This is a genomic window from Synechocystis salina LEGE 00031, assembly GCF_015207985.1.
Lineage (GTDB): Bacteria > Cyanobacteriota > Cyanobacteriia > Cyanobacteriales > Microcystaceae > Synechocystis > Synechocystis salina.
The window spans coordinates 1-24,174 of sequence record NZ_JADEVV010000060.1; the positions used below are offsets into that span (position 1 = coordinate 1).

The window sequence follows — 24,174 nt, forward strand, 5'->3', positions numbered from 1 at the left end:
GTTAATTTGACTGATGAGCGACTCCATATTCTCCGCTTTTTTACTCAATCCTGCCGTCGCTACTATCTTCTTCCAGTACCTACTTGCTAATTATTTTCCCTCCTCTCTAAACTCCGGAATGTGGGTTTTAAGTACATAAATAACTTCGCCGGCTCGTGGAAGCCAAGAAAAATAGCTTCTTTAGGAGTGCCATTAACAACTAGTACATTAGCAATGCCATCCTCAGTTCCATCACGTTATAACCGATAAATCTTCAATGATGAAAATCATAGCCAGAGCCATAATACCAAGCCTCTAGGCGACGTTTTTGCCCAAAATTAGGGTTAGTAAATAGGATATTTTTAGCCAAGGGATAAGCTAAACTGTAACCCGCTAAGTTGGCATAATGACCTAACCATTCTAGCAAAGCTGGTAGACCAATTTGAGGTAATAAAGGTAACACTATGAGCGGATTTACCCTCGGCAAAGTTTGAGTTAGACCAGACCATTGGATTACATCTTGTAAAAAAGGTCCCATGACTTCTTGACCTTGCCGATCCATGACAGTAAAAACCGCATTCATTAAGCGATTAATTTGATCTGGATCTGATTTTTGTCCAACTTTAACCCCCATGGTTTGTTGAAATAACCAAGTAACCCCGATATTAGGTTGGTAGGGTTGCAAAAGAGCCAGATCCGCCGCGGTCAAATAATCCCCTGCCAGAGCTTCACCAATGGCCCGAGTTAACCGCTGTAAATGGCGGACCATGGCGCCGAAACCACCAAAGCTAACAGGGGATTGACTGCCGGCACTGTCCCCCACGGCTAGTACTCGATCCCAAGGAAAATGTAGGGGGCTAGATTTATAAGCCGGGAAAAAACCAGATAAAAACCGTTGCCATTGCAGTTGGTCTAGATTGATTTTTTGATACTCAGGTAATAGACGAAAATATTCCTCAAAAAGAAATTCTAAACTGATGCGGTCTGGATGCACATCTACATAGGTAAATAAATAGGTGGTGCGGCCATCCCGAGCAGGAAAAGCTTCCCAAAAGTATTGGCAATTGTTGGCAATCCCCGTGGTGGTGGCAATTAAATCTCCAGTGCTGTTGTCAGAATACCTCTGGGCACAACTACCAACAACAAGGCAAATTCCATCGGGGATTTCCCCTTGTCGAACCTGATTTACTAAAGGAGAACCGTGGCCCATGGCATCAATGAGCAAACGGCTGGTGAGTTTTTGGTCGACTTGATTTTCTCCATTATGCTGATAATTAATAGTAACTCCATCGGGGTGAATAGTTGCTTTCTGAAAGGCACTATGCTCTAATAATGTACCTCCAGCCTGGAGGAATTTTTGCTTAAGTTTTTCTAGTAAATAAACTGGGTCTACACCCACATTTAAAACATTTTCCACCCAAAACTCTTGCCCGCCATGGAAAGCAATGCGACCGGGATTATACTCACTGGCGATCGCCGTTTCCAATTCTTCTGGGGTGAGTAACTCTAATTCAACAAAAGTTTGTAATTCCTGGCGAGAAATGTTCCATTCCTGGGCGCGACCTTGTAATTTGCCCTGTTCTAGGACGGCAATGCGCCAACCATTGGTTTGTAAACTGGCAGCCAATAAAATTCCCAGGGTACCACCGCAAATTACTGCGTCAAAATCCGTTTCCCCCAAGTTTGTATTGACTTTTTGAGCAACTTCCACAATGGGAGGTGAATTTCCCTGGCATAGGGCTTGCCAACGCTGATCTAAACGTAGTAGATAACCCAAGGCATCCCCTGGCACAGAATTCAGTTTAGACTCCACAAAATAAGCTCCATTAATTTTTGGATAAATATTCAGCCTGCAACTATGCCGTCCAATCTTCCACAACTAAGTTCGGAACTTGATTGAAATCAGAGATATTTCTAGTAAGTAATATTAAATTGTGAGAAATGGCGATAGTCGCAATTCGTAAGTCCATTGTAGCCAATCGAATTTTTTGACTACGCATGGTATTAAATATTAGGATTGCCGAAGAATCAAACAACAAAATTGGGGCATCTGAAAAACTTCTAACAATTTCAAATAACAATCCATAACCACGAGCTATGTCTTTACTCGTCTGGGCTCGGCTGATAAAGCTGTGGGCACCCATTACTTGCTCATGAAAGCTAACAATAGAAAGAGCAAAATCTGAGATTTTGTGTTGAGCCATCCGAGAACTTAACCGTAGAAATTCAGGACTAGAACGACGCTGTAGAAAACTTATATGATCAGTGTCAAGCAAATATCGCACCTTTATTTACCATCATCATCAATAATTTTTCCAGACTGTCTAAACATTTTTCCATATTCTAATGCTTCCAAAAAAGCTGCATCATCGGAAATTGATCCCACCATCCTTTCTAGCCAGTTTTCACAACTATCGCTGCTGTCAACTTTATTTTGAAGCTCAAAAACTACCTGCTCTAGATTTGTTAAACGCTGTTCGATGGTGGTACTTTTTGACATCGTAAATACCTGATAGAATTTGCGATTTAGGTGGGCAGGGAGAAAGAATTTTCGGAAAGATAATTTATGGTATCTTCTATTCTTTGCAGTTCCTACCCTTCTATTCTACTGTTATACCGTTGCCATAGCCACGATCGCCAAGAGGGTATTGATAAGGTAAAAGGAGCCCACAATCTGGGTTTCGGTCCAGCCGCTTAGTTCTAAATGGTGGTGGATGGGGGCCATTTTTAGCAACCTTTTGCCTACACCATCGGGGCCTTTGGTGGCTTTGTAGTAACCCACTTGGGCAATGACGGAGAGGGATTCTGCCAGGAAAATGCCGCTGATCAATAGCAATCCCCAGAGGTTGCCGGTCATGATGCCTACGGCCGCTAAACTACCGCCCAGGGCTAAGGACCCCGTATCCCCCATAAATACCCGGGCAGGATTATGGTTATGGTGTACAAAACCAATACAGCCACCGGCCATGGCACAGCAGAAAAAGGCTAAGGCGGGATTGTCCTTCGCCACTAACAAACCCAATCCCACAAAGGCGATCGCCCCGGTGCCTGCGGCTAAACCATCCACCCCATCGGTCAAATTGGTGGCATTGCTCTCCGCCACTAGGGCAAAGGTTGCCACTAACCAAAAAAGGAAACCCAGGGGTAAGACAAATTGCATAATGCGAATGTTGGTGATGTCCGTTGGCCCATAAAAAAATAGCCAAGCGCAAAAAATAACGGCGATCGCCACCTGTAAAAATAATTTCTGTTTAGGGGTTAAACCTTTGTTGGATTTGTATTTTAAAATTTGCCAGTCATCTACCCAACCGATCGCCATATAACCCAAAGTTACCAAACCTACCACCATGACATCAGGGTTAAACTGGGTGCCCACCACGGCGATCACCACCGCCACCGGCACAAAGAAAATTCCTCCCATGGTAGGAGTACCCGCTTTTTTTAGATGGCTTTGGGGGCCGTCGGACTGGATCACTTGGCTTGCTTTCAGATTTATCAACATTGGTACCACCGCCATACCAATTAAGGCCGTGACCAAGGCCGTAAAACCCAAGGCAATCAGTAATTTCCCATTGCCTAACCAAGGCAGACCTGCCCAGCTACTCAACAGGGCCATCAGGGCTAAAGCCAAGGCCCAGAGCAGGATTAGCAAAGTTTTACCGCTGGGATTTTTCCAACTGGGAAGGGACGAAGATTTTGCGTTGGCCATAGTCAAAAAATTAGTTCAGGGGTTGATCAATGACGTTTTCTCCATCAGACTAGCATCAAGGTTGCTGGCCTTTGGCTGTCGATTTTGCTGACAGATTGTAAGTATCAAGAACCATGCCCTTAATTACCAAACTAAAAAAATATCGACGCAAATATCAACGCTTCTTCTGGCTCGGTTGTGTTGTTTTAGCCCTACTACTGATTATTCCCCATCCCAGCCAAGCTCAGTTTGTGATGCCCCAAGGCTTTAGCACCCAGGGTGATTATCAACCCCCCGGAGTTTCCCGTTATGGCCCCATCGAAGTGGCCCCCGTACGATCGCCCGTTGATAACAGTTTTTTGTTTGATGTGGCATCTCCCACCGTGTATAACCGCCAAGAGAATACCAGCGAGGTCCCCGTAGAGCAGAGAGCCCAGGACATTGAAAGCAAACTGGAACTGGCCATTTTCACACGGGACATGAATCCCGATGATCTAAGGGTAGAAACATCTCGGCTTAATAATGTGGTGGTGGTTACTGTTAGCAATGATGATTATCCCCTTCCCCTGGTGCTGGCCTCCGTTACGGAAAATGATGCCGACTTTAACGGGCAACCTATCGATGTTTTAGCAGAGCAATGGCGGGACAAACTGGATAAAGAAATTCGTCGGGGCCAGGCCAGCACTACCCAAGAAGCCTTACAGCAATCTTTTACTAAAGCTTTCCAAATATTTGCAGTGCTTGTGGTGGCAACGGTCATCATTGGCGGCATTAAATATCTAATTTCTCGTTATCATCAAAGGCTTCTCAAGCAGAAACAGGCGATCGCCGCTGAAAAACAAGCGGAGTCGGAGAGCTTGGCTAACCATGATCAAGACCCCATAGAAGTTAGCTATACTACCCCGGAAGTGCTAGGGGAACAACAACGGCTCTTTTGGCAAAGATTACCCCAAATACTTAGTATCGACCGCAAAATTGGTTTTTGGAAGTTTGTCCAGTGGCTATTATTTTGGGTGATTATCCTCGGTTGGTACTTTGGCTTATTTGCCATCTTCCGGGAAATTCCTGGCCTAGCCACCCTCAGTGGCGCAATTTTAGGTAGGCCATTGCAATTACTACTGCTATGGTTTTTCATCGGCTTAGTTATTCGCATTAGCCATCGCCTCATCGAACTGTTAAAAAACAATTGGCAGAATAATAATACTGCCGGACTGAATAAATTTATCAATCTAGGGGATAACCAACGGCGAGATCTGCGCATTTCTACCATCGCTGGAGCTATCAAAGGCATGGTGACCGTGGTGATTACCGCCAGCGGCCTGTTAACAGCCCTGACCATCGTGGGGATTCCCACCGGTTCCGTGGTGGCGATCGGGGGTTTATTAGCCTTGGCCATTTCCTTCGGTGCCCAAAGCTTGGTCAAGGATTTGGTGGATGGATTTTTGGTGTTAGCGGAAGATCAGTATGCCATCGGGGATGTAATTGATGTGGGCTTCGCCGCCGGAGGGGTGGAAAATTTAAACCTACGGGTAACCCAATTACGGAGTGCCGGAGGGGAATTGGTCACCATTCCCAACAGCGCCATCACCCAGGTTAAAAATCTGACTCGTTCTTGGTCTCGGGCTAATTTAAGTGTAAATGTGGCCTATGACACTGACCCAGCAAAAGCCATTAACGTCCTGCGCCAGGTGGGGGAAGACCTGTACAACGACCCGGAATGGCACGACAAAATGCTGGCAGTTCCCGATGTGTTGGGCATTGATAGTCTTACCCATGAGGGCATGAGCATCACCATCTGGATTCAAACAGCCCCCGCTCAGCAGTGGTCAGTGGGGCGAGAATTGCGTTTCCGAGTGCGTCAGGCCCTGACGGAAAATAACATCGAAATCGGTGTTCCCCGGCAGATATACACCACTAATGCGTCCGCCAACCCTCCCTTTAGTGCGCTTGAATCCAGTGCGGAAAGTTAGTGTTCCCGGGATTCAGACCTCTCCTAGGTAGATGCCCAACGATTTGGCGGTTTTAACCATAAAGCCATCCTTGTCCACCGGGAAAGCACAGCGGTTTTCCTGGTGACATTTTTTAATGATGCCGATAATAGGCTGCAAATCAGTGTGCTCCACTTGGCCATTGCGCCAAATCACCACTTGGTCATAAATACCCTGTTCAATCAATTCCACTGCCTTGATGCCAAACACCGTCGCCAATAGGCGATCAAAAGATAGAGGTGTGCCACTCCGCTGTAAATGGCCCAGGGTGGTAGCTCGAATATCCAAATCGATTAAATCACAAAAACTAGGATCTTTAATTTCACACAGATGCTGGCTGGTTTGACTAATTTTTTCCGCTAGATAGTCAGCAATATACTTATTCTTTTGTTCATTTTGATCATGGACACCTTCAGAAATAACAATGAGAGCAAAATGGCGGCCAGATTGACGCAAATTCACCAATTGGTCACAGCAGCCACGGATAACTTCTGGAGTTAGGCAGGGGGTAATTTCGGGAATTAAAATGATATCAGCTCCACCGGCAATACCCGCATGGAGAGTCAAATGCCCCGCATCCCTTCCCATTACCTGGACAATGATAATGCGTTCATGGCTAGCGGCGGTGAAAGTGAGGTCGTATAAAGCTTGGGTAACAATGTCCACTGCAGTACTAAACCCCACCGCCAAATCGGTAAAAGGCACATCGTTATCAATGGTTTTAGGAATAGCAATAATATGCCAATTTCCCTTGGTAGCTAAGTCATAAATAATATCTAAACTGCCATCGCCACCAACAACAATGAGCGCTTCAATGTCAAGCATGGCATAACCTTTCAGGATGGCAGCGGCGATATCCGGCTGTTCTGGATGCCCTTTACTCAAGGAACCTAAAACGCTACCGCTGAGAAATTGCAACACATCCAAACCTTTGAGCATTCCGGGCAGAGCATAACCATGTTTGGTCAACAGTAAATCTTCTGCTTGGTATTTTCCGTGGGCGACTTCAACAAAACCATCGGTGCCGTAGGGAATGCCATAGACTTCCCACCCCTTGAGAGCTGAGGCCTTAACCACTGATCGAATAATGGCATTGAGGCCAGGACAATCGCCACCACTGGTTAAAATTCCAATCCGTTTTATGTCCATAACAAACCCCCTTATATTTACCCGTAATTTAAGTTCTTCAATGGCTGATCCATGGTCAAAATCAAACCCAAATCTATCGGCAATCACTAATCCGCTAGTCTATTAACCTACTGGTTCAAAGGGATCAAGCGCCTTCCAAATGGGGGCATAGGTCTGTAGAGCTTTGACATATTGCACCCGCTCGAAGGCAGTGGGATCGGGGCAATTAAGTTGGCTCATACTACCCTGCATTTGCCGCACAGATTCATATTCGTGCTCTTCCATCCAATGGGCTAAACTATTTTCTAAAGTGTGGATATAGCCGATGCCGTGGCGCAGTAAGGCACTGACCAATTGGGTGACTTTTGCCCCGGCCATTAACACCTTGACCAAATCTACTGTGTGTAAAATTCCACTAGTAGCAGCCAAGTCGCAGTCAATGCGCCCATATAAAATTGCTAACCAATGTAAGGGAAGGCGCATACTTTGGGGGGTACTGAGCAAAATATGGGGATAAACTTCGAGGCTTTCTAGGTCAAAATCTGGCTGGTAAAAACGATTGAACAAAACTAGTCCATCAGCGCCATGATCGGCAAATTTTTTCGCCATATAGGCCATATTGCTAAAGAAGGGGGCAATCTTAACAGCAATGGGAATTTTAACTTCAGCTCTGACAGTTTTTACGATGTCAAGATAATTCTTTTCCACCTCGGTACCAGGCACATCTAGGTCTGTAGGTACGTAGTAAATATTGAGTTCAATGGCGTCAGCCCCGGCCCCCTCCATTTGTTGGGAATAGTCTAACCAGCCTCCTAAGGTAGAGCCATTTAAGCTACCAATAATGGGAATATCTAAACTCTCTTTAGCTAGGCGAATATGGTTGAGATATTCCTCGGAACCAACATGAAAAACCTGAGGTTCAGGAAAATAAGTCAGGGCTTCGGCAAAACTGTTGGTGCCATGGGTTAAATGGTGATGCATTTCCAATCTTTCTTGCCGCAATTGTTCTTCAAAGAAGGAGTGGAGTACGATCGCCGCCGCGCCACTATCCTCCATTTTTTTGAGATTGTCTAAATCTTCTGTCAATGGGGCACAGGAGCCGACCACGAGGGGAGATTTCAGGTCTAAGCCGAGGTATTGGGTAGTGAGATCCATGATGTTAAGGGGATAGGTTTGATGGGAAACTATTCTGGAAAATAATCATGTCTAAAATTATTTTTTAGATGATATCTTCATTAAAATGAACTTAATTAACCAGGTATTAAATCTGAGGGATAAACTTCATTTAAAATTTCTTCTTTGGTAAACGGATTACTTTCAGGAAAATTCTTTAATGGCAATCTAGTTTCAACAGATGCAGATTTTCGTGCGTCATCATAAACCTCATCTAGGACTTGCTCAAAATGACGTTTTAAACTGGGGCTTTTACGAAAAGCTTTGAAAATACGCTTGCGGTGTTCAAAAATGGAACGACGCCAACTGTTACTAATTTTATTAGGTTGGTATTTCCATTTGAGAAGATGCACTAAAAGAACTTCAAGATTACTTTCTAATGCATCTTTTTGGCTCCCACTCATGTCTTCAATTTCTTCAATTAGATTTTCATAATCAAGCTGATCGAGTTGACGATTTTTCAAAAAATTTGCCATAGTTTCAGCCCACAGACAAAAGTCTTGCTCGTAAAGAGTTTTAGTCTCAATTTGGCTAACCATCGACTTATCCTTAATAAATGTTGTTCAACTGATAGGGGAACAGGTAGGATTTTGTCCCCCTAATATCAATTCTAAATAGATTGAGCAGGAGCTTTGCCGGGGAAAAGAGCACCATGGTCATTCCCATTGCTGTTAGAAGCACCTAGGGAACGTTTCGCCAGGTATTCATACATGGCCCAACGGGTAGTGACATCACTCTGGGCTAGTTTCATTAAGCGTTTGGCTTCCTCCGGCTGACTACGGGTGAGCATGGCAAAACGATTCTCCGAATACACCGTTTTATCAATGGGGATTTTGGGCGATCGCATATCCAGTTGGAGAGGATTTTTGCCTTGGTCTGTTAGCAATGGGTTATAGCGATACAGTAACCAACGGCCGCTGTCCACCAATTCTTTTTGATGATTCATGGCGGTGGTCATGTTGATGCCGTGGGCAATGCAGTGGGAGTAGGCGATGATCAGGGAAACGCCGGGATAGGCTTCCGCTTCCATAAAGGCTTTGATGGATTGTTCATTTTTAGCGCCCATGGCAATGCTGGCCACATAAACGTTGCCGTAGGTCATGGCCATTAAACCCAGATCTTTTTTGGGAGAGGCTTTACCCCCAGCGGCGAATTTAGCCACGGCGGCCCGGGGGGTGGCCTTCGATGCTTGACCCCCAGTATTGGAATAGACTTCCGTATCCATGACCAGAATATTGACGTTGTGACCACTGGCCAGTACATGGTCTAAACCGCCGTAACCAATGTCATAGGCCCAGCCGTCCCCACCGATGATCCAAACGCTTTTTTTGACCAGGTAGTCCGCTACGGAAAGAAACATTTTTGCTTGGGGAGTTTCCAGATTTTGTAAGCGGTTCTTAACCTGTTCTATCCATTGTCGTTGCTCGTAAATGTCGGCTTCCGTGGTTTGCTGATTTTCTAAAATTTCCGTTACCAGGGTTTGCCCCAATTCTTCAGTAAAGGTTGTGAGTAATTCCCCGGCAAATTCGGCCTGCTTATCGATCGCCACTCGGAAACCAAGGCCAAATTCAGCATTGTCTTCAAACAGGGAATTGGACCAGGCAGGGCCCCGACCGTCGGCATTTTGGGCCCAGGGGGTGGTAGGTAGGTTGCCGCCATAAATAGAAGAACAACCCGTGGCATTGGCCACCAACATCCGATCGCCAAATAATTGACTGACAAGTTTTAGATAGGGGGTTTCTCCACAACCGGCACAGGCACCGGAAAATTCAAATAATGGCTCCTGCATCTGCTGATGGCTAATTTTGTTGAGATTTAACCCTAGGCGATCGGGATTGGGTAAATTTAAGAAGAAATCCCAGTTGTTTCGTTCCTGTTCTCGCAGAGGTAGCTGGGGCTCCATATTGATGGCCCTTAATCGGGGTTGGGATTTATTTTTCGCTGGGCAGACATCGACACAAATGCCGCAACCAGTGCAATCCTCTGGGGCAACCTGGATCGTGAATTTAGAACCTTGCCAATCGTGGTCTTTGGCGTTGGTGGATTTGAAACTCACCGGAGCGTTGGCCAATTCTCCCTCTTCGTAAACCTTCGCCCGAATCACGGCATGGGGGCAAACAATGACACATTTACCGCACTGTACACAAACATCGGGATCCCAAACGGGAATTTCGTGGCCGACGTTGCGTTTCTCCCATTTAGTGGTGGCCGTCGGATAGGTGCCGTCACAGGGTAGGGCACTCACTGGGAGGTCATCCCCTTGGCGGGCCATGATTTTGCCCAATACTTCCCGTACAAACACCGGAGCTTGGTCGGGCACCACCGCTTTCATTGCCGTAGCATTGTCATCCACTGCGGCAGGAATGGGCACTTGATAAAGATGGGCCAGGGTGGAATCCACCGCTTTAATATTCATCTCCACAATCTCTTGACCCTTTTTGCCGTAGGTTTTTTGGATCGATTGCTTGATTTTGGCGATCGCTTCTTCCCGAGGTAAAACCCCTGCCAGGGCAAAGAAACAGGTTTGCATCACCGTATTTGTGCGGCGACCCATGCCCGCATCCCTGGCCACCTCATTGGCATTGATAGTGTAAACCGCCAGGTTTTTGTCAATGATGGCCTGTTGAACTTTGCGGGGAAACTGCGACCAAATTTCCTCCGGGCCGTAGGGACTGTTCACCAAAAACACACCGCCATTAATGGCCGGTTCCAACACCTCAAACTGTTCTAAAAATTCCCACTGGTGACAGGCGACAAAATTGGCTTGGCTAATTAAATAGGTGGAAAGAATCGGTTTGGGGCCAAAGCGGAGATGGGAAACGGTCACCGAACCGGACTTTTTCGAGTCGTAAACAAAGTATCCCTGGGCGTAATTATCCGTATCTTCCCCAATGATTTTGATCGAATTTTTATTGGCTCCCACGGTGCCATCGGAACCAAGACCATAAAAAATAGCCCGCACCACCGAGTCCGCTTCAGTGGAAAAATTGGGATCATAGGCAATGCTGGTGTGGCTGAGGTCGTCGTTAATACCTACGGTGAAATGGTTTTTCGGCTCAGCCTGTTGCAAATGATCCAACACCCCTTTGACCATGGCCGGGGTAAATTCCTTGGAAGATAAACCGTAACGTCCGCCGACAATTTTCGGCATCATACCCGCTTCAAAAAAGGCTGTCAGCACATCTTGATAAAGGGGCTCCCCAATACTTCCCGGTTCTTTACACCGATCCAATACGGCAATTTTCTGGACGGTTTTAGGTAGGGATTTAACTAGGCGATCGCCAGCGAAGGGACGATAGAGACGCACTTTTAATAAACCGACCTTTTCCCCCTGGGCCGTTAAAAAATCCACCGTTTCCTGGGCCGTTTCTGCGCCTGAACCCATCAGTACCATTACCCTTTCCGCCTCTGGATGGCCAAAATATTCGTAGGGACGGTAATGGCGGCCGGTTAACCGGCCAAACTCTGCCATCACCTGCTCCAGCACTGCCGGATAAGCGTCATAGAAGGGATTCACCGTTTCCCTGGCTTGGAAATAGACATCGGGATTTTGGGCTGTCCCCCTCAATTTCGGGCGATCGGGAGTTAACGCTCGTTCCCGGTGAGCCACTACGTCTTCATCCTTAATTAAGCTGCGGAGAACGGATTCCGGTAACAACTCAATTTTTTGTTCTTCGTGGGAAGTGCGGAAACCATCAAAAAAGTGCAGTCCCGGTATCCTGGTGGCAAAGCTTGTCGCCGTGGCAATCAGAGCAAAATCGTGGGCTTCTTGTACAGAATTGGAGCTTAGCAAGGCAAAGCCAGTGTTACGGGCCGCCATCACATCACTGTGATCACCAAAAATAGATAAACCCTGGGCTGCCAAAGAGCGGGCCGCCACATGCAACACCATGGCGGTTAATTCCCCCGCAATTTTGTGCATATTGGGCAACATCAACATCAAGCCCTGGGAAGCGGTGAAAGTAGTGGTCAAAGCCCCCGACTGCAACGCACCGTGTACTGTCCCAGCGGCTCCCCCTTCACTCTGCATCTCCACCACCAAAGGCACCGTTTTCCAAAGGTTGGGACGATGTTCAGAAGCCCAAGCATCCGCCCATTCCCCCATGGGAGAAGAGGGAGTAATGGGATAAATGGCAATGACTTCACTCAACTGATAGGCCACCCGGGCCACCGCTTCATTACCATCGAGGGTTGCATAGGTAGGTAAACTCATAAACGAATCGTCCTCAAAGGATTTAGCAAGGGCAAACAATACCCAAAATGTGGAAAAAGGCAGTTAATTTTTCTAGGTGGGAAGACACTGCCGGACAATTATAAAAATCGAAAAAATCACTAAAAATAGCTATAGGTCAACGGAGATTTAACAACTTTAGAGTTGTTTTTGTTGATATTGATTGAACTAAATTTCCCAAAATCTTAGCTGAGAAATGAAGCTATGGATTGAGCGGTCACCAATGGTGGTTGAACATGACGTTCCCTCTGGGGCTTAGTTTTATCTTGAACCCAAAATCAGAAAATGGAACAATTTCTTATTGTTTTTTAACGAGATTAAATACTGTGAAGTTTTGTAATTGATCCGTGCCAAGCAAAAGATTTTGCCTTAGCTATTGTTGGGATTGTCATGACAGCGGCAATATTAACTTGATTGTTGACTTCACTCGGATCGACTAGTTGATCAAATTTCAGCAATTTCTCCAAGAAATTAGCCCTAAGAAGTTTTTTTAAAGCTCCCTGTCCCACATTTTCCCCTCTCGCCAGCAATGTTGAACTGTTCCCCTCACTGGCGATCGCCGTTTAGCCATTCCCGCTCGCCTGGGGATAGTTAATTGTCACCAACAAACAAAATAACTATATGGCAAACAACGTTAGTTCAAAACTTTTATTACAATCAATCCTCTCTGTATCCACTTCACCAAATCAAGTCTAAGTCCAAGATAAACATTGGTAAAACATTTTCCCCTGATAAACTGCTGGGATTATCGACTACTCCAACCCCTTGACCTTGACGATAAATTTCCACTTGTTTACTTTGTCGATTAATCAGCCACCCCAAACGCGTGCCATTTTCCAAATATTCTGCCATTTTTTCCTGTAGGGGCTTTAAATTGTCACTCGGCGATCGCAACTCAATCACGAAATCAGGACAAAGGGGCACAAACCCTTGTTTTTCTTCTGGCGTTAATGCTGTCCATTTTTCTAGGGGAATCCAGGCCGCATCGGGGGATCGATCCGCACCATTGGGAAGTTTAAAGCCCGTGGAAGAATCAAATACTTTGCCAAGCTTATTCTGTTTATTCCAATGTCTTAATTGGTAGTTAATTTCAGAGTTGCGTTCTCCTGTTTCTCCACCCGTAGGGGGCATAATGATTAAATCTCCCTGATAAGTTCTCTCAAACCGTAAATCATTGTTACTTTGACAAAGTTTATAAAACTGCTCGTCGGATAACTTCAAAGAATCCATTTTAATCTTGAGCGGATTCATAATTGTTCTCCCAATCATCGGGGGGGCAGGCATTGGTTTCTAGTTTAACATTGGAATTTTAGGGATGTTGTGTCCTCTTAAGATTTGATAATTTCAACGCAACATCAAACTCTTACATTGCAACACAAAAATATCTAGAAATTCCCATCAAACTATTCCTGCTCAACCGGGATGCAACAACATCAGTCGGCGGGGCTCCAGGCACACAGGCCAGGGCTGGGGACGCTGGCGCAATATTTCCCATTTTTCTTTGAATACTTCCGCCTGTAGGTGGTAATCATCTTCATTGAGGGGCGGCTTGCCCAACTTGAGATAGACAGTCATGCGATGGGGGGTTTCACTGGTCCACACCACCCAACCAGGAAAAGTATTGATGGGGGAATGCTCTTGATCAAAACTATCCAAAAATCTAATTTGATGGGCCCGGACGCCGATGTGGGTTTGGGAAGAAGAAACCGGTGCCATGGTTTGCAGTGTGCATTGCCAATCCAAGGCCCAGACAGTGTGGCGGTCAATGGGCTGAATGGGGGAATAGTTTTTACAGCCAGTCAGTTGGGCAATGGTGAGGGTATTGGGGTGGTCAAAGACGGCCTGCTTATCCCCCGTTGCTACCAGTTTGCCTTGATTGAGTACAAGTAATTTCTGACAAAGCCGATAGGCTTCTTCCAAATTATGGCTGACAAATAGGGTAAATCCTTGGTAACTGGCAAGGGTTTTCAGCAGTTGCTTTTCCAGTTCATGGCGCAAATGGGTATCTAGGGCAGAAAAAGGTTCATCCAATAACAGTATGTCTGGTTCGGGAGCTAAAGCCCTGGCCAGGGCGACTCGCTGTTGCTGGCCGCCGGATAGCTGATGGGGATAACGATCGCCCATTTTTTCTAAATTTACTAAAAGTAATTGCTGCCTGACCCGGATCGATCTCCGGTGGGCGGGGAGGTGCCGTAACCCAAACGCAATATTCTCGGCCACTGTCAGATGGGGAAACAGGGCGTAGTTTTGCAACACTAAACCAACTTTCCGTTCATGGCTGGGCACATTGATATTGCGTTGTGAATCAAACAGGGTGCGACCGTTCAGGATAATTCTTCCTTGGGTCGGCGTTTCTACCCCCGCAAGGCAACGCAGTGTCATGGTTTTCCCGGAGCCCGATGCCCCCAATAATCCCACCGTTTCTCCCTGGGCGGTAAAGGCCACGTCTAGGGTAAATTGGGCCAATTGTTTTTGTAGTTTGACCTCAATCCCTGGAGCATTTTTTCGTTGCTCTGGATAACAAAAGGGAAGGCTTTGCCCTGGTTCTTGTTGTGAAACAGTCACCGCCCCGATGGATGGATGTGCCGACGGAGAAGAGGCGATCACCGGGGAATGTCGGCCCTGAACCCTAGTTTCATAGTGGTTTTGCCACATATTGGCGGCCACAATACCGGACAGGGAAAGGGACAGAATGATGCTGACCCATAGCCAGGCCTCCTGCATGGCCCCCGCTTCCGTGGCAAAGTAAATCGCCATTGGGATGGTTTGGGTTTGACCAGGAATATTCCCCGCCAGCATCAGGGTGGCCCCAAATTCCCCTAGGGAACGGGCAAAGGCGAGGGTCGTACCAGCTACAATGCCGGGGATGGAAAGGGGCAGTAAAACCCGCCAAAAAATATATCTTTTCGAAGCCCCCAGGGTTTGGGCAACTTGCAAGAGATGGCGATCGACTTGCTCAAATGCTCCCAGGGCGGTTTTGTACATGAGGGGAAAAGAGACAACCGTTGCCGTTACCACTGCGGCATACCAGGTGAATACAATGGTGAAACCCAACTCGGCAGTTAGTTTTCCCACTGGGCCATTTTTCCCAAACAATAGCAACAATAAAAAGCCGACGACCGTGGGGGGCAGGATTAAAGGGGCGATGAAAATACTCTCTATAACTAATTTCCAAGGACTCTGGGTGCCCAGCATCCAATAGGCCGCCGTAATCCCAAGGATAAACGTGGCGATTGTTGCCAAGCCTGCGGTTTTAAGGGAAATCCAGAGGGGAGTCAGTTCGGTGACCATCAAGGGGATATGGGGGACAGGTTGGAGGGGCAGGCAAATTATTGACCGGGGCCAAAACCATATTGACTAAAAGCATTCTGTGCCGCTGGACTGGCCAGAAATGCCGCATAGGTATGGGCCGCGTCTGGGTGGTCACTGGCCTTAATCACGGCGATCGGATAAACAATGGGAGCGTGTGAATTGGGGGGGGCCATGGTTACCGTCTTCACCCGTTTTGAAATTTGGGCATCGGTGGCATAGACAACCCCGGCATCGGCATTACCACTCTCAACGGCACTGAGCACACTCCGCACAGAGTTGCCATAGACAAATTTAGGCTGTAACTGCGGCAATATCCCGAGGTTGAGGAATACTTCTTCCGCGTATTGTCCGGCCGGCACACTGCGAGGCTCCCCCATGGCAATACGCTTAACTTGGGCATCGGCCAGTTGCTCAAACGTCTTAATATTCAGGGTGGAATTCTGGGGAACAATCAAAGCCAAACGATTGCTGAGCAAATTGCGACGGCTATCTTTGTCAATTAAATTCTTGGCTTCCAACCTATCCATTTGTTTGGCGGCGGCGGAGATAAATAAATCAACCTTGGCCCCCTGTTCAATTTGCTGTTGCAATGTGCCGGAAGCGGCAAAATTATAGTTCACCCCAATGTTTGGATGGGTCGATTCAAAGACGGGATCCAATGCTGCGATGGCATCCTGCAAACTGGCCGCCGCCGACACAGTTAGGATAATGGGTTCCTTGGTTGATGGGATAAAACTTTCTGGACTGGGGGATGACTGATTCACTTTGCCCATTACCCCCACCGTCAATAAACCTACCAAAGCAAGGAGCCAAAACCAAGCCAGTTTATTTTGTTTCATTATTTTCCCACCTGATATTTTTCGGACTGGCCCATCCCTGGGTTAGCCACATAAAATTACGCTCAGTAAATTTTGCATCTCAAAACTATCTCTGCTAATCCTTGGCGATCGCCTGCCAAAGTTCTGACCGCAAAGGCTGGAGGGCATTGTCCAAGGCCGGGGCCAGGATGGGGGAGGGCAACATAAAGGGAAACCAAGTTACCAGGGGAAGATTTTCCGTCACTTGATAGAAATCGCTGGGGTTGGGGCCGTCAATGTGCCTTGAGTTGACCCCAAAACCTAATCTCTGACGACGGTACTGGAGTATGGGGGCGTAATCCGTCAACCAAGTGTAGAAGTCGGGGGCCTGTTGCAGGGAACCGAGGGTTTGTTGCAACAAGGGTTCTGGCATGGGGGTTCCATTAACCTGTAACCAAGCTTGATTGATTAATTCCCTGGCCCGGGCGGGGTTTTGCCAAGCTTGCACCACTTGGACGGCGACGTTGCCTAAGGCAGGGAGATATTCCTCTAGTTGAGTCGGATTTTTGCTTAATCCCACCACGGCCTGGGCCTGGCGATCGCCAAATTGATTCAACTCTGCCTCTGCCTGGGAAAATTGTCCCAACCACCAATGGATTCCCCCCTGGATTTGCCCCAACAGTTTTTGATAATCCCCATCATCATCATGGTCTTGCCGCAGTTGACTGAGGGTAGACTGGATTTTTGCCATCAAGGGTGGGTAAAGCGGGGCAAAATTGGGATTGCGCCAGAGGGGATTGGTGATAAACAGAGGATCCCGCAGACATTCCAAACTAAAAGCTTCGATCGCCAAGTCTAACTTTTGTTGTACCAACAGACTTAGTCCTAGACCGTAGAAAACTCCCCGCTTGGCGGGCACCAATTGGCTGGCAGTGGCAAAGGATTGACTAGCTTGGGGGGGGTCTTGGCCCAGGGCTAACCATCCCAAATTGTTATGGGTAAATTCCTGGTGGGGAGAAGCTCCAATACTCCGCTCCAAGGCGGCAATCGCCCTATTGATCAATTCCTCCCGTTCCCCGGGATCGGCTGTGGTTAAAGCAATGTTGCCCAAATTCCAACCCAACTGAGTGGGGTAATAGGCTTCCCAGGGGGCAAGATTTTCCGCTTGGGTGAGGTATTGGGTAAAGGCCGGCACCTTTTCCGCCGCCAAAGCCCGGAAAGCCACTTCTGATAGTTGCCAAGCCCGCAAAATGGGAAATAACCACACGGCGATCGCCAAGAGGAAAGCAATGCCAGCCAAGAACACTGGCCGGGCGAAACGACTGGGTTTTGGTATTACTGGATCGGCAGAATAAAGCTGTAGTAAACAGGCAAAATAAATAATAATAATGCCGCTAATGCAAACATTGTCCAATTGATAGTCTGTCCAACAAGTCACCCCGTAGGCTATCAAAGCGCTAGTGAGGGTCCAAATTATGATTTTTACTGTGTTTAAATCAACGCTATTGCCCTTGGCAGTAACTAAATCCCTATTCATTAAACTGCGAATTAACTGCCAAATTAAACCAACGGTTAACAGCGAAGGAATTAATACACCCCAAATTCCTAATTCCGCCAATAATTGGGCTGGGGTGGAGTGGAGCTGGTAAATAAATTCCGATTCCCGCCCGGCCCACACCGGTCGATAAACTTGATATTGCAGGGGCACATTGCCCAGACCAATGCCAGTCCAAGGATGGGCTGAACCCATGCGCCAACCAATTTCAAAATTAATTAAACGATAGGCGAACTGTCCCGCCCCTTGCCCTCCCATTATGCCCGTGAAACTAGTTAGTAAACGGTCATTGGTGCCGATAAAAATTCCCACCACGGCGATCGCCATACTGCTTAGACCCAACCACCAAAGCCAAGGCAACCTGCGCAGTAAACCAACGCCAATAATAGCTAGTAGTAATAGGGTCGCCAAACCTAACAGGCCGCCCCGGGAGCTAGTGGTGTAAAAATCGATTAAACCCAGTGCTAAAGCCATGGTCCAAAACCAGCGTTTTTTGCCTTGATTGAGCCAAATTAAAACACTTAGCAGGGGCAAAATTAACACCAAGTAACCCGCCACATAATTTTGGTGGCCAATGGGGGCCCAATTTTGTAATTCCAATACCCCAAAGCTAAAGGTTTTAGTAATACCCATTTCCTTGGCGATCGCCGCCGATTGCCAGAACGGAATTAGGGTTTGGGTAAACCAAAGCAATAGGCTAATGACAATAAAAGCAAAGCCGACATAGCCCTGCCAAGTTAATAGTTTATTGATAGTTACCAAGGGTTGGGGTTGACTTTTTAGCCAACCTCGTAATCCATATAAACCGGCTAGAAAAGCTAGTAATGTCCAGCTATGCCAATGGGCCTGGGCGGAAAATTGGGCCGTTATGTTACCCACCGCTACGGCGATCGCCAATGCCAACAGCAACCAGTCGAACCCCAGTCCGAGGGAAATTAAGCGTTTATTTTGCCCGATTTGCCACAGACACCACAGCACAGTCAACCAAAGCCAAGTTTGCCAAACAAAGACCCAGGGCCAACTCACCAACAAACTATTGCTATTGGGCAACAGGGTAAATAAGCCATAAAGTAATGCCGTCAATAGCCCCAACAATCGTCCTGGGTTACTAGAAGGGGGAGTGGATGAAGGGAGACTAACAGGAGGGGAAGGAGAATCGGCGGCCATGCTGGGCAATACTCACAGGAAAACACCTTCCCATTTTGCCCTCTTCTCAGAAAAAAACCGCCCCGGAGGACGGTAATCAGATTTTCGTGTGTGAGGAGGAAATCGCGTCGAGTTCTGCTTATTTCTTAACCTCACTGTATTTACGATTCTAAACTAAAATTTAGGGCCCTCCACTCACCCGATTGAGTGAATCGCTGGCGATCGCCATGGCGGTATGATGAAGCCTGGCCTAACGATTACAGCTCCGCCAATATCCGTTCCATTGTCAAAAATTTGTTGGCGATAGGGGAACCACTTGCCGATGGATGGGCGGTATGACAAGAAAAACGGTTTTGAGCACTTAAACTTTGACTTTTGTGCGGAACCGTCCCTGTTCGTGGGCGGCCGACTTCGCCATATCCACTGCGGCATGGAGCCCTTGTTGGGGGGAACGCTCTGCAATGCCCAGGTCCACAGTGATATTTCCCTGCTGGAAACCGAGGGCTAGTCTTTCTCGAATAAAATCCGCTTGGCTGATGTGGCACTCAATGCAAAGGATGGCAAATTGCCTGGCGCCAATGCGGGCACATAAATCCTCTTGACGGCAAATGGTACGAATAATTTTGGCGGCCTGGCCCATCAGGCGATCAACCTCTGCGGGGGGTCTTTGTCCTTCTTCTAGATCAACAATAATCACACTGACGGGAAAGCCAAATTTTTGGCAACGGGCTTCCTCGCTGGCCAATAACTTTTCCCAACCTAAGTGGCTGTAAAATCCAGTAACTTCATCCCGCTCCGTTAAAAATTGCTGTTGTTCCTCCCGTCGGGAAGCCATCTCTGCCTTCAGGAAAAAGTCCAGAATAGTGCTGAGTAATTTGGCAATCAATTCCACTAGGGGCAATTCATCGGCCAAGTTATCCGGCTGGGGTTGGGGATCAATGGCACAAAGGGTGCCAAACAGAGCACCGTTGCCGTAGGTGATGGGCACCCCTACATAGGCTCCAATGGGGACCTGTTGGGCGATAGGGGCGTTGCGATAAACCTCCACCAAATCAGATTGGGGGGCGATATGGGGTCCTTCTCCCCTCACCATACGGGAACAAAAGGAATCAGGCCAATGGAAAACATCCCCCTTTTGGACCCCATAGCCATGGTCCTCTGCCTGGAGCACAATCCAATCGTCCAACTCAGTGCGGGTAATCATCCACAGGGAAAGACCCATGCGCTGGTGCAAATAGGTCAAAGCCGCCTGGGCCGCACTATCGAAGTCGGAAAAAGAATGGGTGGTAAACATGGCTTGAAGTGTGCTGTAGATATGCTCTATCTTTCTTTGGCCCTGGATGTCAATCTTGCTACCAACGGGGGCTTAGGTCACAAAACCTCCCCGAAGGAAGGTTTAGCACCACCTTGACCGAACTGGGTTTGGCTAAGCCTACAGGTCACCGCCCCGGAAAGCGAGCACAAAAACCACGGCGGGCCCAGCAATGACAATCAGCCCCAGAAAAGTCAACTGAAAAATAGGTTCTAAATTGAGTGCGGCAAATAATTCCATAATTTCTCCTGTTAAAAACTGCTGGCTAGACTCAACGTAAGCAAGGATAATAAAACCAATGTCTATAATAGCTGGGTTGGTTTCGTCCCCTGGACTTGCCGTCATAAAAATACATAAAGTTATGTCAAGAAGGAGACTGGCCATGGCAACTTGGTATTGCATGCAGGGGTGTGGCGCTTGTTGTAATCTCACCCCAGAGGACCGGCCGGAGTTGGCTGAGTATCTTACCCCGGAGGAGTTGACCCTTTACCTCAGCCTAGTGGGGGAGGATGGTTGGTGCATTAATTACAACCACGGCGATCGCCTCTGCCAGATTTATCCAGACCGGCCTAGTTTTTGCCGGGTGAAGCCGGATAACTTTGCCCGGATATTTGCCATTGCTCCGGCGGAGTTCGACGAGTTTGCTAGCCATTGCTGTGAAGAACAGATTGAAGGAGTTTATGGCCCCCGGAGTGGGGAGCTAAAAAGCTATCAACAGGCATTGCCCGCCGTGGCAGAATCAATCTGAATCTGGTCAAACGGGATCTAATAATTCAAAGAAGCGGTAATGGGCGAGACCGTCTAGAATGCCCGCAGCGTAACGTTTTTCAGAAAAATAAATTGGCTCAATTTCCCCTAGGTTAGAGAGTTCCTCGTGGTGACGGTTGGCGACAACGACGGAAAGGGTATTGCCCCGCATCATGTCCTCATCTGCCCCCGACCCCCCGGCAGTGAAAACGTGCTCCAGGGAAATGTTCCACTGTTGACTTAACCAACGCACTGCGTAGCCTTTGGAAGCGCGGATGGGCAAAATATCCAGAAATTGGCCAAAGGAAATAATTGTGTTAACGGTCTGTTCCCCTTTATGCAACAGTTGCCGGATTTCTTCCAAACTGGGGGCGATCGCCCCGTCGTAGAAATAGCTAATTTTATAGGCACTCAGTTCTTCTTTAGGTTGGAGCGCCAAACCAGGCAATTCCCCCAAAAGGCGCATAATGGCGTTACGATTCCACAAATAATCAATGTGATGACGCCAACTCTGGTCGGGGATCAAATCCGGGGAAGAATAAATTTCCGTCCCCATGCTGGTGATCAACATATCCGGTTGGGGAATGCGATACTCCCGCAAAATTTTCAGCACGGAATCCAATCTTCTCCCAGTGGCAATGCAAAATCCGACATTTTTACGATGTTGATAAAGCACCTCCAGCAATTCGTCCAAAGTTTGGCGATCGCCTGGTAGTCCCCCCTCTAATGCCCCCAGTAAATTTTGGTCCAAACTAGTGACCAAGGCACCGTTATAGTACAAAGTCCGCCGCCGCTTTAGATCACTCCGTTTCAGGACGGAAGTCTGTTGCATTAGAGCATTAAGGGCATCCAAGTAACTGTCAACGTGGGAATGCCAGGAATAGTGACGCTTAACCCCCTCCAGACCCCTAGTGGATAAAATTCGCCATTGTTCGCTTTCGTTTAATACGCTCAATAATTTATTGACAATATCCGTCTCGTCCAGAGGGTTGATCAGATAACCGTTCCGACAGTTTTTGATGATATCCACCGGGCCACCATCCTCCGTGGCCAGAATGGGCACCCCACTGGCCGCTGCCTCAATCAGAGTTAAACCAAAGGGCTCTGTCAACGCCGGGTTGATAAATACCCCCTGGGACAAAGCGGTGAGGCGAAACAGATCGTACACATCTTCCGGGTGATTGTGCTTGGGGTAAGCCACTTTGCCATAGAGGTCGTAGCGGTCAATGGTCAACAGTAGGTCCGTCAACACTTCTCGGGGCCCCATATCCAAATCCGTAATATCATCCCGATTGCCCGCCACAATGACCAAATTAGCCCGGGCTTGCAACTCCGGTGACTGGCCATAGGCCTCGATCAACGTGTGGATATTCTTGCGGGGATCTGGCCGGGACAGGGCCAGAATAATGGGCTGACGGGGTTCACGCAAAAATCGACATAGCTCCGTCACAATGGGGCTTTCCCACTCGTCTCCCTTGGGGGGATAAAACTTTTCCAGATCGGTGCCGGGGGGAATGACCAACATCTGGTCTGGTTGGTAATAGTCATACTGGGCATACTGTTCCGCAATTTCTTGATGGGTACTGGTAATTACCCTTGCCGCTGACCCTAGGGTTTCTTCCTCAGCGTTAATCCGTCGGGCCATGTTGTAACGGCTTTCAATTTCGTCCGCTTTGATGCCGCTGAGTAGGAGACGAGTGCGCTTACTACGCCCCAGGGAGTGGCCTGTGTGTACCAAAGGAATGCCCAATTGGTGGGAAAGTCTGGTGCCCACATAACCGGCATCGGCATAGTGACTATGGATGACATCGGGTAATTCGGGCTGTTCTTTCAGATAACCTAGGGCGTGGTCAGCAAAATTATCCAAATAATCCCAGAGCATTTCCTTGGCAATATATTCCTCCGGACCGCATTCAATCCGGACAATCTGGGCCCGATCGCCAATTATTTCTTTGGGTTGGGCGTAGTCTTCATCTACCCTGGGGTCTTTCACCAAACGGGTCATTAAATCCACCCTAGCTACCTGGGGATTTTTAACTAAGGCCCGGGCCAGTTCCAGCACATATTTAGTTTGCCCACCGGTATCCGCGTCTCTGCCCAGTTCCAGATCCCCCCCCCGAATCAATCCATGAATGCTAATTAGTAAAATGTATTTTGATGAATAGCTCATAAGTCTTACAAGTTACTATAATCGATCACCAGCGATGCCACAGGTTACCATGGTGATGATTTTAACGGCTGAAACTAATTAACTTTTTCGGTTTGCCCTTGTTAGAATGCTCCCAATCTCTGTCTAAATTTGCCGATGACCTATGTTAACTGGTCGGCCCTGGCCGAAATTTCTGAGTTGGAACCCTATTTTGCTGAAGATTTTTCTGGCTTTCAGCAACAAATTGAACAACATTTGCCTGGATTGATGGCGATCGCCGAGGCAGAATTGGATAACTTAGCGGTTTTGCGGGTGCTAGAAGTCTGTAACGGTTGTTTGCAGTGGGCTTTCCGTCGCCAGGACGAAGATTGTTTATCGGTGGAACAAACTCGGGAATGTATGCAAACGGTAATTGGTTTTATTAAGATTAAAAAAATTACCTGTCCCAGTGGCAAAATCATTACTTTTACCCCGGCGATCGAACAATTAATGGAGGAGACAACCCAGCTTTATCGTCAGGCTTTTAAACAAAATAATCAAACCGCTAAACAGGAATATTACGCCTATTCCAGCGCCCAATTCATTGCCTATGGTGGCGATCGCCTCGGCTGGGCCCAAGACCTAGTGGAAAAGGAATTTAGCTCTCTGTTCACCCCCCATTTTATCCTGCGGGGGAAAAAGTACATTGCTCCCTATCTACAGGCCATTACGCCCTAGGGAGTTTTCTAATCAAAACGACAACCACGGTGGAGTGAGCATTACAGGCACCTTGAATGTATGGGCATACAACCGATTAAAACAAGGACGAATCAAACTCGCAAAGTTTATCAGTCAATTAATTTGGCACTGTCCTTTTAAGGAGTGAAGTGGCAAAAGCCTCTACAGGTAAGTATTTCTGCAATTTCGACAGGGCGGTCAATGAAGCCCATGGCCATAGCCGGAGTGGTATTTTTTCCCAGACTTCCATGA

The 24,174-nt window shown here is 47.5% G+C and carries 18 protein-coding genes and 1 pseudogene; 3 read left to right on the forward strand and 16 right to left on the reverse strand.

Translation table 11 applies throughout. The features are described 5' to 3' along the window. Positions 1 to 86 precede the first annotated feature (86 nt). The 5 genes and pseudogenes from IQ217_RS19550 to mraY form a co-directional block, all read right to left on the reverse strand. Positions 87 to 224 (reverse strand): annotated as a pseudogene (locus tag IQ217_RS19550) (hypothetical protein); the annotation flags it as partial. Positions 225 to 253: 29 nt separating this feature from the next. Continuing rightward, complete coding sequence (locus IQ217_RS16270) at positions 254 to 1,792, reverse strand: FAD-dependent monooxygenase family protein (protein WP_338116563.1); 1,539 nt, start codon at positions 1,790 to 1,792, stop codon at positions 254 to 256. Positions 1,793 to 1,835: 43 nt separating this feature from the next. After that, positions 1,836 to 2,183, reverse strand: coding sequence for a type II toxin-antitoxin system VapC family toxin (locus IQ217_RS16275; RefSeq protein ID WP_228024208.1), 348 nt, complete (start codon positions 2,181 to 2,183; stop codon positions 1,836 to 1,838). 83 nt (positions 2,184 to 2,266) lie between these two features. Beyond that, positions 2,267 to 2,479, reverse strand: a complete 213-nt coding sequence (locus IQ217_RS16280; protein WP_194020756.1) for a transferase hexapeptide repeat containing protein — start codon at positions 2,477 to 2,479, stop codon at positions 2,267 to 2,269. Positions 2,480 to 2,590: 111 nt separating this feature from the next. Continuing rightward, positions 2,591 to 3,688 (reverse strand): phospho-N-acetylmuramoyl-pentapeptide-transferase, encoded by a 1,098-nt coding sequence (gene mraY / locus IQ217_RS16285; RefSeq protein ID WP_194020757.1) that lies wholly within the window; start codon positions 3,686 to 3,688, stop codon positions 2,591 to 2,593. A 113-nt stretch (positions 3,689 to 3,801) separates the two neighbouring features. On the opposite strand from mraY, the gene IQ217_RS16290 reads away from it, so the two are divergent. Then, entirely contained in the window at positions 3,802 to 5,637 is a 1,836-nt protein-coding gene (locus IQ217_RS16290) for a mechanosensitive ion channel family protein (protein ID WP_194020758.1), read from the forward strand. A gap of 12 nt (positions 5,638 to 5,649) precedes the next feature. Here IQ217_RS16290 and IQ217_RS16295 read toward each other — a convergent pair whose 3' ends face one another. The 10 genes from IQ217_RS16295 to psb30 form a co-directional block, all read right to left on the reverse strand. Then, positions 5,650 to 6,804, reverse strand: a complete 1,155-nt coding sequence (locus tag IQ217_RS16295) for an ATP-dependent 6-phosphofructokinase (RefSeq protein ID WP_194020759.1) — start codon at positions 6,802 to 6,804, stop codon at positions 5,650 to 5,652. A 102-nt stretch (positions 6,805 to 6,906) separates the two neighbouring features. Further along, positions 6,907 to 7,938, reverse strand: a complete 1,032-nt coding sequence (locus tag IQ217_RS16300) for a dihydroorotate dehydrogenase-like protein (RefSeq protein ID WP_190598349.1) — start codon at positions 7,936 to 7,938, stop codon at positions 6,907 to 6,909. 95 nt (positions 7,939 to 8,033) lie between these two features. Continuing rightward, positions 8,034 to 8,495: a DUF29 domain-containing protein gene (locus IQ217_RS16305; RefSeq protein ID WP_194020760.1), complete on the reverse strand. Its 462-nt coding sequence runs from the start codon at positions 8,493 to 8,495 to the stop codon at positions 8,034 to 8,036. Positions 8,496 to 8,566: 71 nt separating this feature from the next. After that, positions 8,567 to 12,169 (reverse strand): pyruvate:ferredoxin (flavodoxin) oxidoreductase, encoded by a 3,603-nt coding sequence (gene nifJ, locus IQ217_RS16310; RefSeq protein WP_194020761.1) that lies wholly within the window; start codon positions 12,167 to 12,169, stop codon positions 8,567 to 8,569. 696 nt (positions 12,170 to 12,865) lie between these two features. Further along, positions 12,866 to 13,438, reverse strand: a complete 573-nt coding sequence (locus IQ217_RS16315) for a Uma2 family endonuclease (RefSeq protein WP_228024209.1) — start codon at positions 13,436 to 13,438, stop codon at positions 12,866 to 12,868. A gap of 162 nt (positions 13,439 to 13,600) precedes the next feature. Further along, entirely contained in the window at positions 13,601 to 15,478 is a 1,878-nt protein-coding gene (modB, locus tag IQ217_RS16320) for a molybdate ABC transporter permease subunit (RefSeq protein WP_194020762.1), read from the reverse strand. Positions 15,479 to 15,516: 38 nt separating this feature from the next. Continuing rightward, positions 15,517 to 16,338, reverse strand: a complete 822-nt coding sequence (gene modA / locus IQ217_RS16325) for a molybdate ABC transporter substrate-binding protein (RefSeq protein ID WP_194020763.1) — start codon at positions 16,336 to 16,338, stop codon at positions 15,517 to 15,519. Between the two features lie 94 nt (positions 16,339 to 16,432). Further along, complete coding sequence (locus tag IQ217_RS16330; protein WP_194020764.1) at positions 16,433 to 19,018, reverse strand: O-antigen ligase family protein; 2,586 nt, start codon at positions 19,016 to 19,018, stop codon at positions 16,433 to 16,435. A gap of 340 nt (positions 19,019 to 19,358) precedes the next feature. Continuing rightward, positions 19,359 to 20,291 (reverse strand): diguanylate cyclase domain-containing protein, encoded by a 933-nt coding sequence (locus IQ217_RS16335; protein ID WP_190599545.1) that lies wholly within the window; start codon positions 20,289 to 20,291, stop codon positions 19,359 to 19,361. A gap of 138 nt (positions 20,292 to 20,429) precedes the next feature. Beyond that, complete coding sequence (gene psb30, locus IQ217_RS19570; RefSeq protein ID WP_476718277.1) at positions 20,430 to 20,693, reverse strand: photosystem II reaction center protein Ycf12/Psb30; 264 nt, start codon at positions 20,691 to 20,693, stop codon at positions 20,430 to 20,432. On the opposite strand from psb30, the gene IQ217_RS16345 reads away from it, so the two are divergent. Next, positions 20,692 to 21,057 (forward strand): YkgJ family cysteine cluster protein, encoded by a 366-nt coding sequence (locus tag IQ217_RS16345; RefSeq protein WP_194020765.1) that lies wholly within the window; start codon positions 20,692 to 20,694, stop codon positions 21,055 to 21,057. The two genes, psb30 and IQ217_RS16345, sit on opposite strands and share 2 nt — an antisense overlap. A 6-nt stretch (positions 21,058 to 21,063) precedes the next feature. Here IQ217_RS16345 and IQ217_RS16350 read toward each other — a convergent pair whose 3' ends face one another. Continuing rightward, complete coding sequence (locus IQ217_RS16350; protein ID WP_194020766.1) at positions 21,064 to 23,226, reverse strand: HAD-IIB family hydrolase; 2,163 nt, start codon at positions 23,224 to 23,226, stop codon at positions 21,064 to 21,066. 135 nt (positions 23,227 to 23,361) lie between these two features. Between IQ217_RS16350 and IQ217_RS16355 the strand changes: the two genes are divergently transcribed. Next, positions 23,362 to 23,922 (forward strand): hypothetical protein, encoded by a 561-nt coding sequence (locus IQ217_RS16355; RefSeq protein WP_194020767.1) that lies wholly within the window; start codon positions 23,362 to 23,364, stop codon positions 23,920 to 23,922. The last annotated feature ends 252 nt before the right edge of the window (positions 23,923 to 24,174 follow it).

Coding starts and splice junctions, on each gene's coding strand:
- IQ217_RS16275 (WP_228024208.1), bottom strand. CDS start 2,183: ATGGCTCAACACAAAATCTCAGATTTTGCTCTTTCTATTGTTAGCTTT.
- IQ217_RS16280 (WP_194020756.1), bottom strand. CDS start 2,479: ATGTCAAAAAGTACCACCATCGAACAGCGTTTAACAAATCTAGAGCAG.
- mraY (WP_194020757.1), bottom strand. CDS start 3,688: ATGGCCAACGCAAAATCTTCGTCCCTTCCCAGTTGGAAAAATCCCAGC.
- IQ217_RS16290 (WP_194020758.1), top strand. CDS start 3,802: ATGCCCTTAATTACCAAACTAAAAAAATATCGACGCAAATATCAACGC.
- IQ217_RS16295 (WP_194020759.1), bottom strand. CDS start 6,804: ATGGACATAAAACGGATTGGAATTTTAACCAGTGGTGGCGATTGTCCT.
- IQ217_RS16300 (WP_190598349.1), bottom strand. CDS start 7,938: ATGGATCTCACTACCCAATACCTCGGCTTAGACCTGAAATCTCCCCTC.
- IQ217_RS16305 (WP_194020760.1), bottom strand. CDS start 8,495: ATGGTTAGCCAAATTGAGACTAAAACTCTTTACGAGCAAGACTTTTGT.
- nifJ (WP_194020761.1), bottom strand. CDS start 12,169: ATGAGTTTACCTACCTATGCAACCCTCGATGGTAATGAAGCGGTGGCC.
- IQ217_RS16315 (WP_228024209.1), bottom strand. CDS start 13,438: ATGAATCCGCTCAAGATTAAAATGGATTCTTTGAAGTTATCCGACGAG.
- modB (WP_194020762.1), bottom strand. CDS start 15,478: ATGGTCACCGAACTGACTCCCCTCTGGATTTCCCTTAAAACCGCAGGC.
- modA (WP_194020763.1), bottom strand. CDS start 16,338: ATGAAACAAAATAAACTGGCTTGGTTTTGGCTCCTTGCTTTGGTAGGT.
- IQ217_RS16330 (WP_194020764.1), bottom strand. CDS start 19,018: ATGGCCGCCGATTCTCCTTCCCCTCCTGTTAGTCTCCCTTCATCCACT.
- IQ217_RS16335 (WP_190599545.1), bottom strand. CDS start 20,291: ATGTTTACCACCCATTCTTTTTCCGACTTCGATAGTGCGGCCCAGGCG.
- IQ217_RS16345 (WP_194020765.1), top strand. CDS start 20,692: ATGGCAACTTGGTATTGCATGCAGGGGTGTGGCGCTTGTTGTAATCTC.
- psb30 (WP_476718277.1), bottom strand. CDS start 20,693: ATGGCCAGTCTCCTTCTTGACATAACTTTATGTATTTTTATGACGGCA.
- IQ217_RS16350 (WP_194020766.1), bottom strand. CDS start 23,226: ATGAGCTATTCATCAAAATACATTTTACTAATTAGCATTCATGGATTG.
- IQ217_RS16355 (WP_194020767.1), top strand. CDS start 23,362: ATGACCTATGTTAACTGGTCGGCCCTGGCCGAAATTTCTGAGTTGGAA.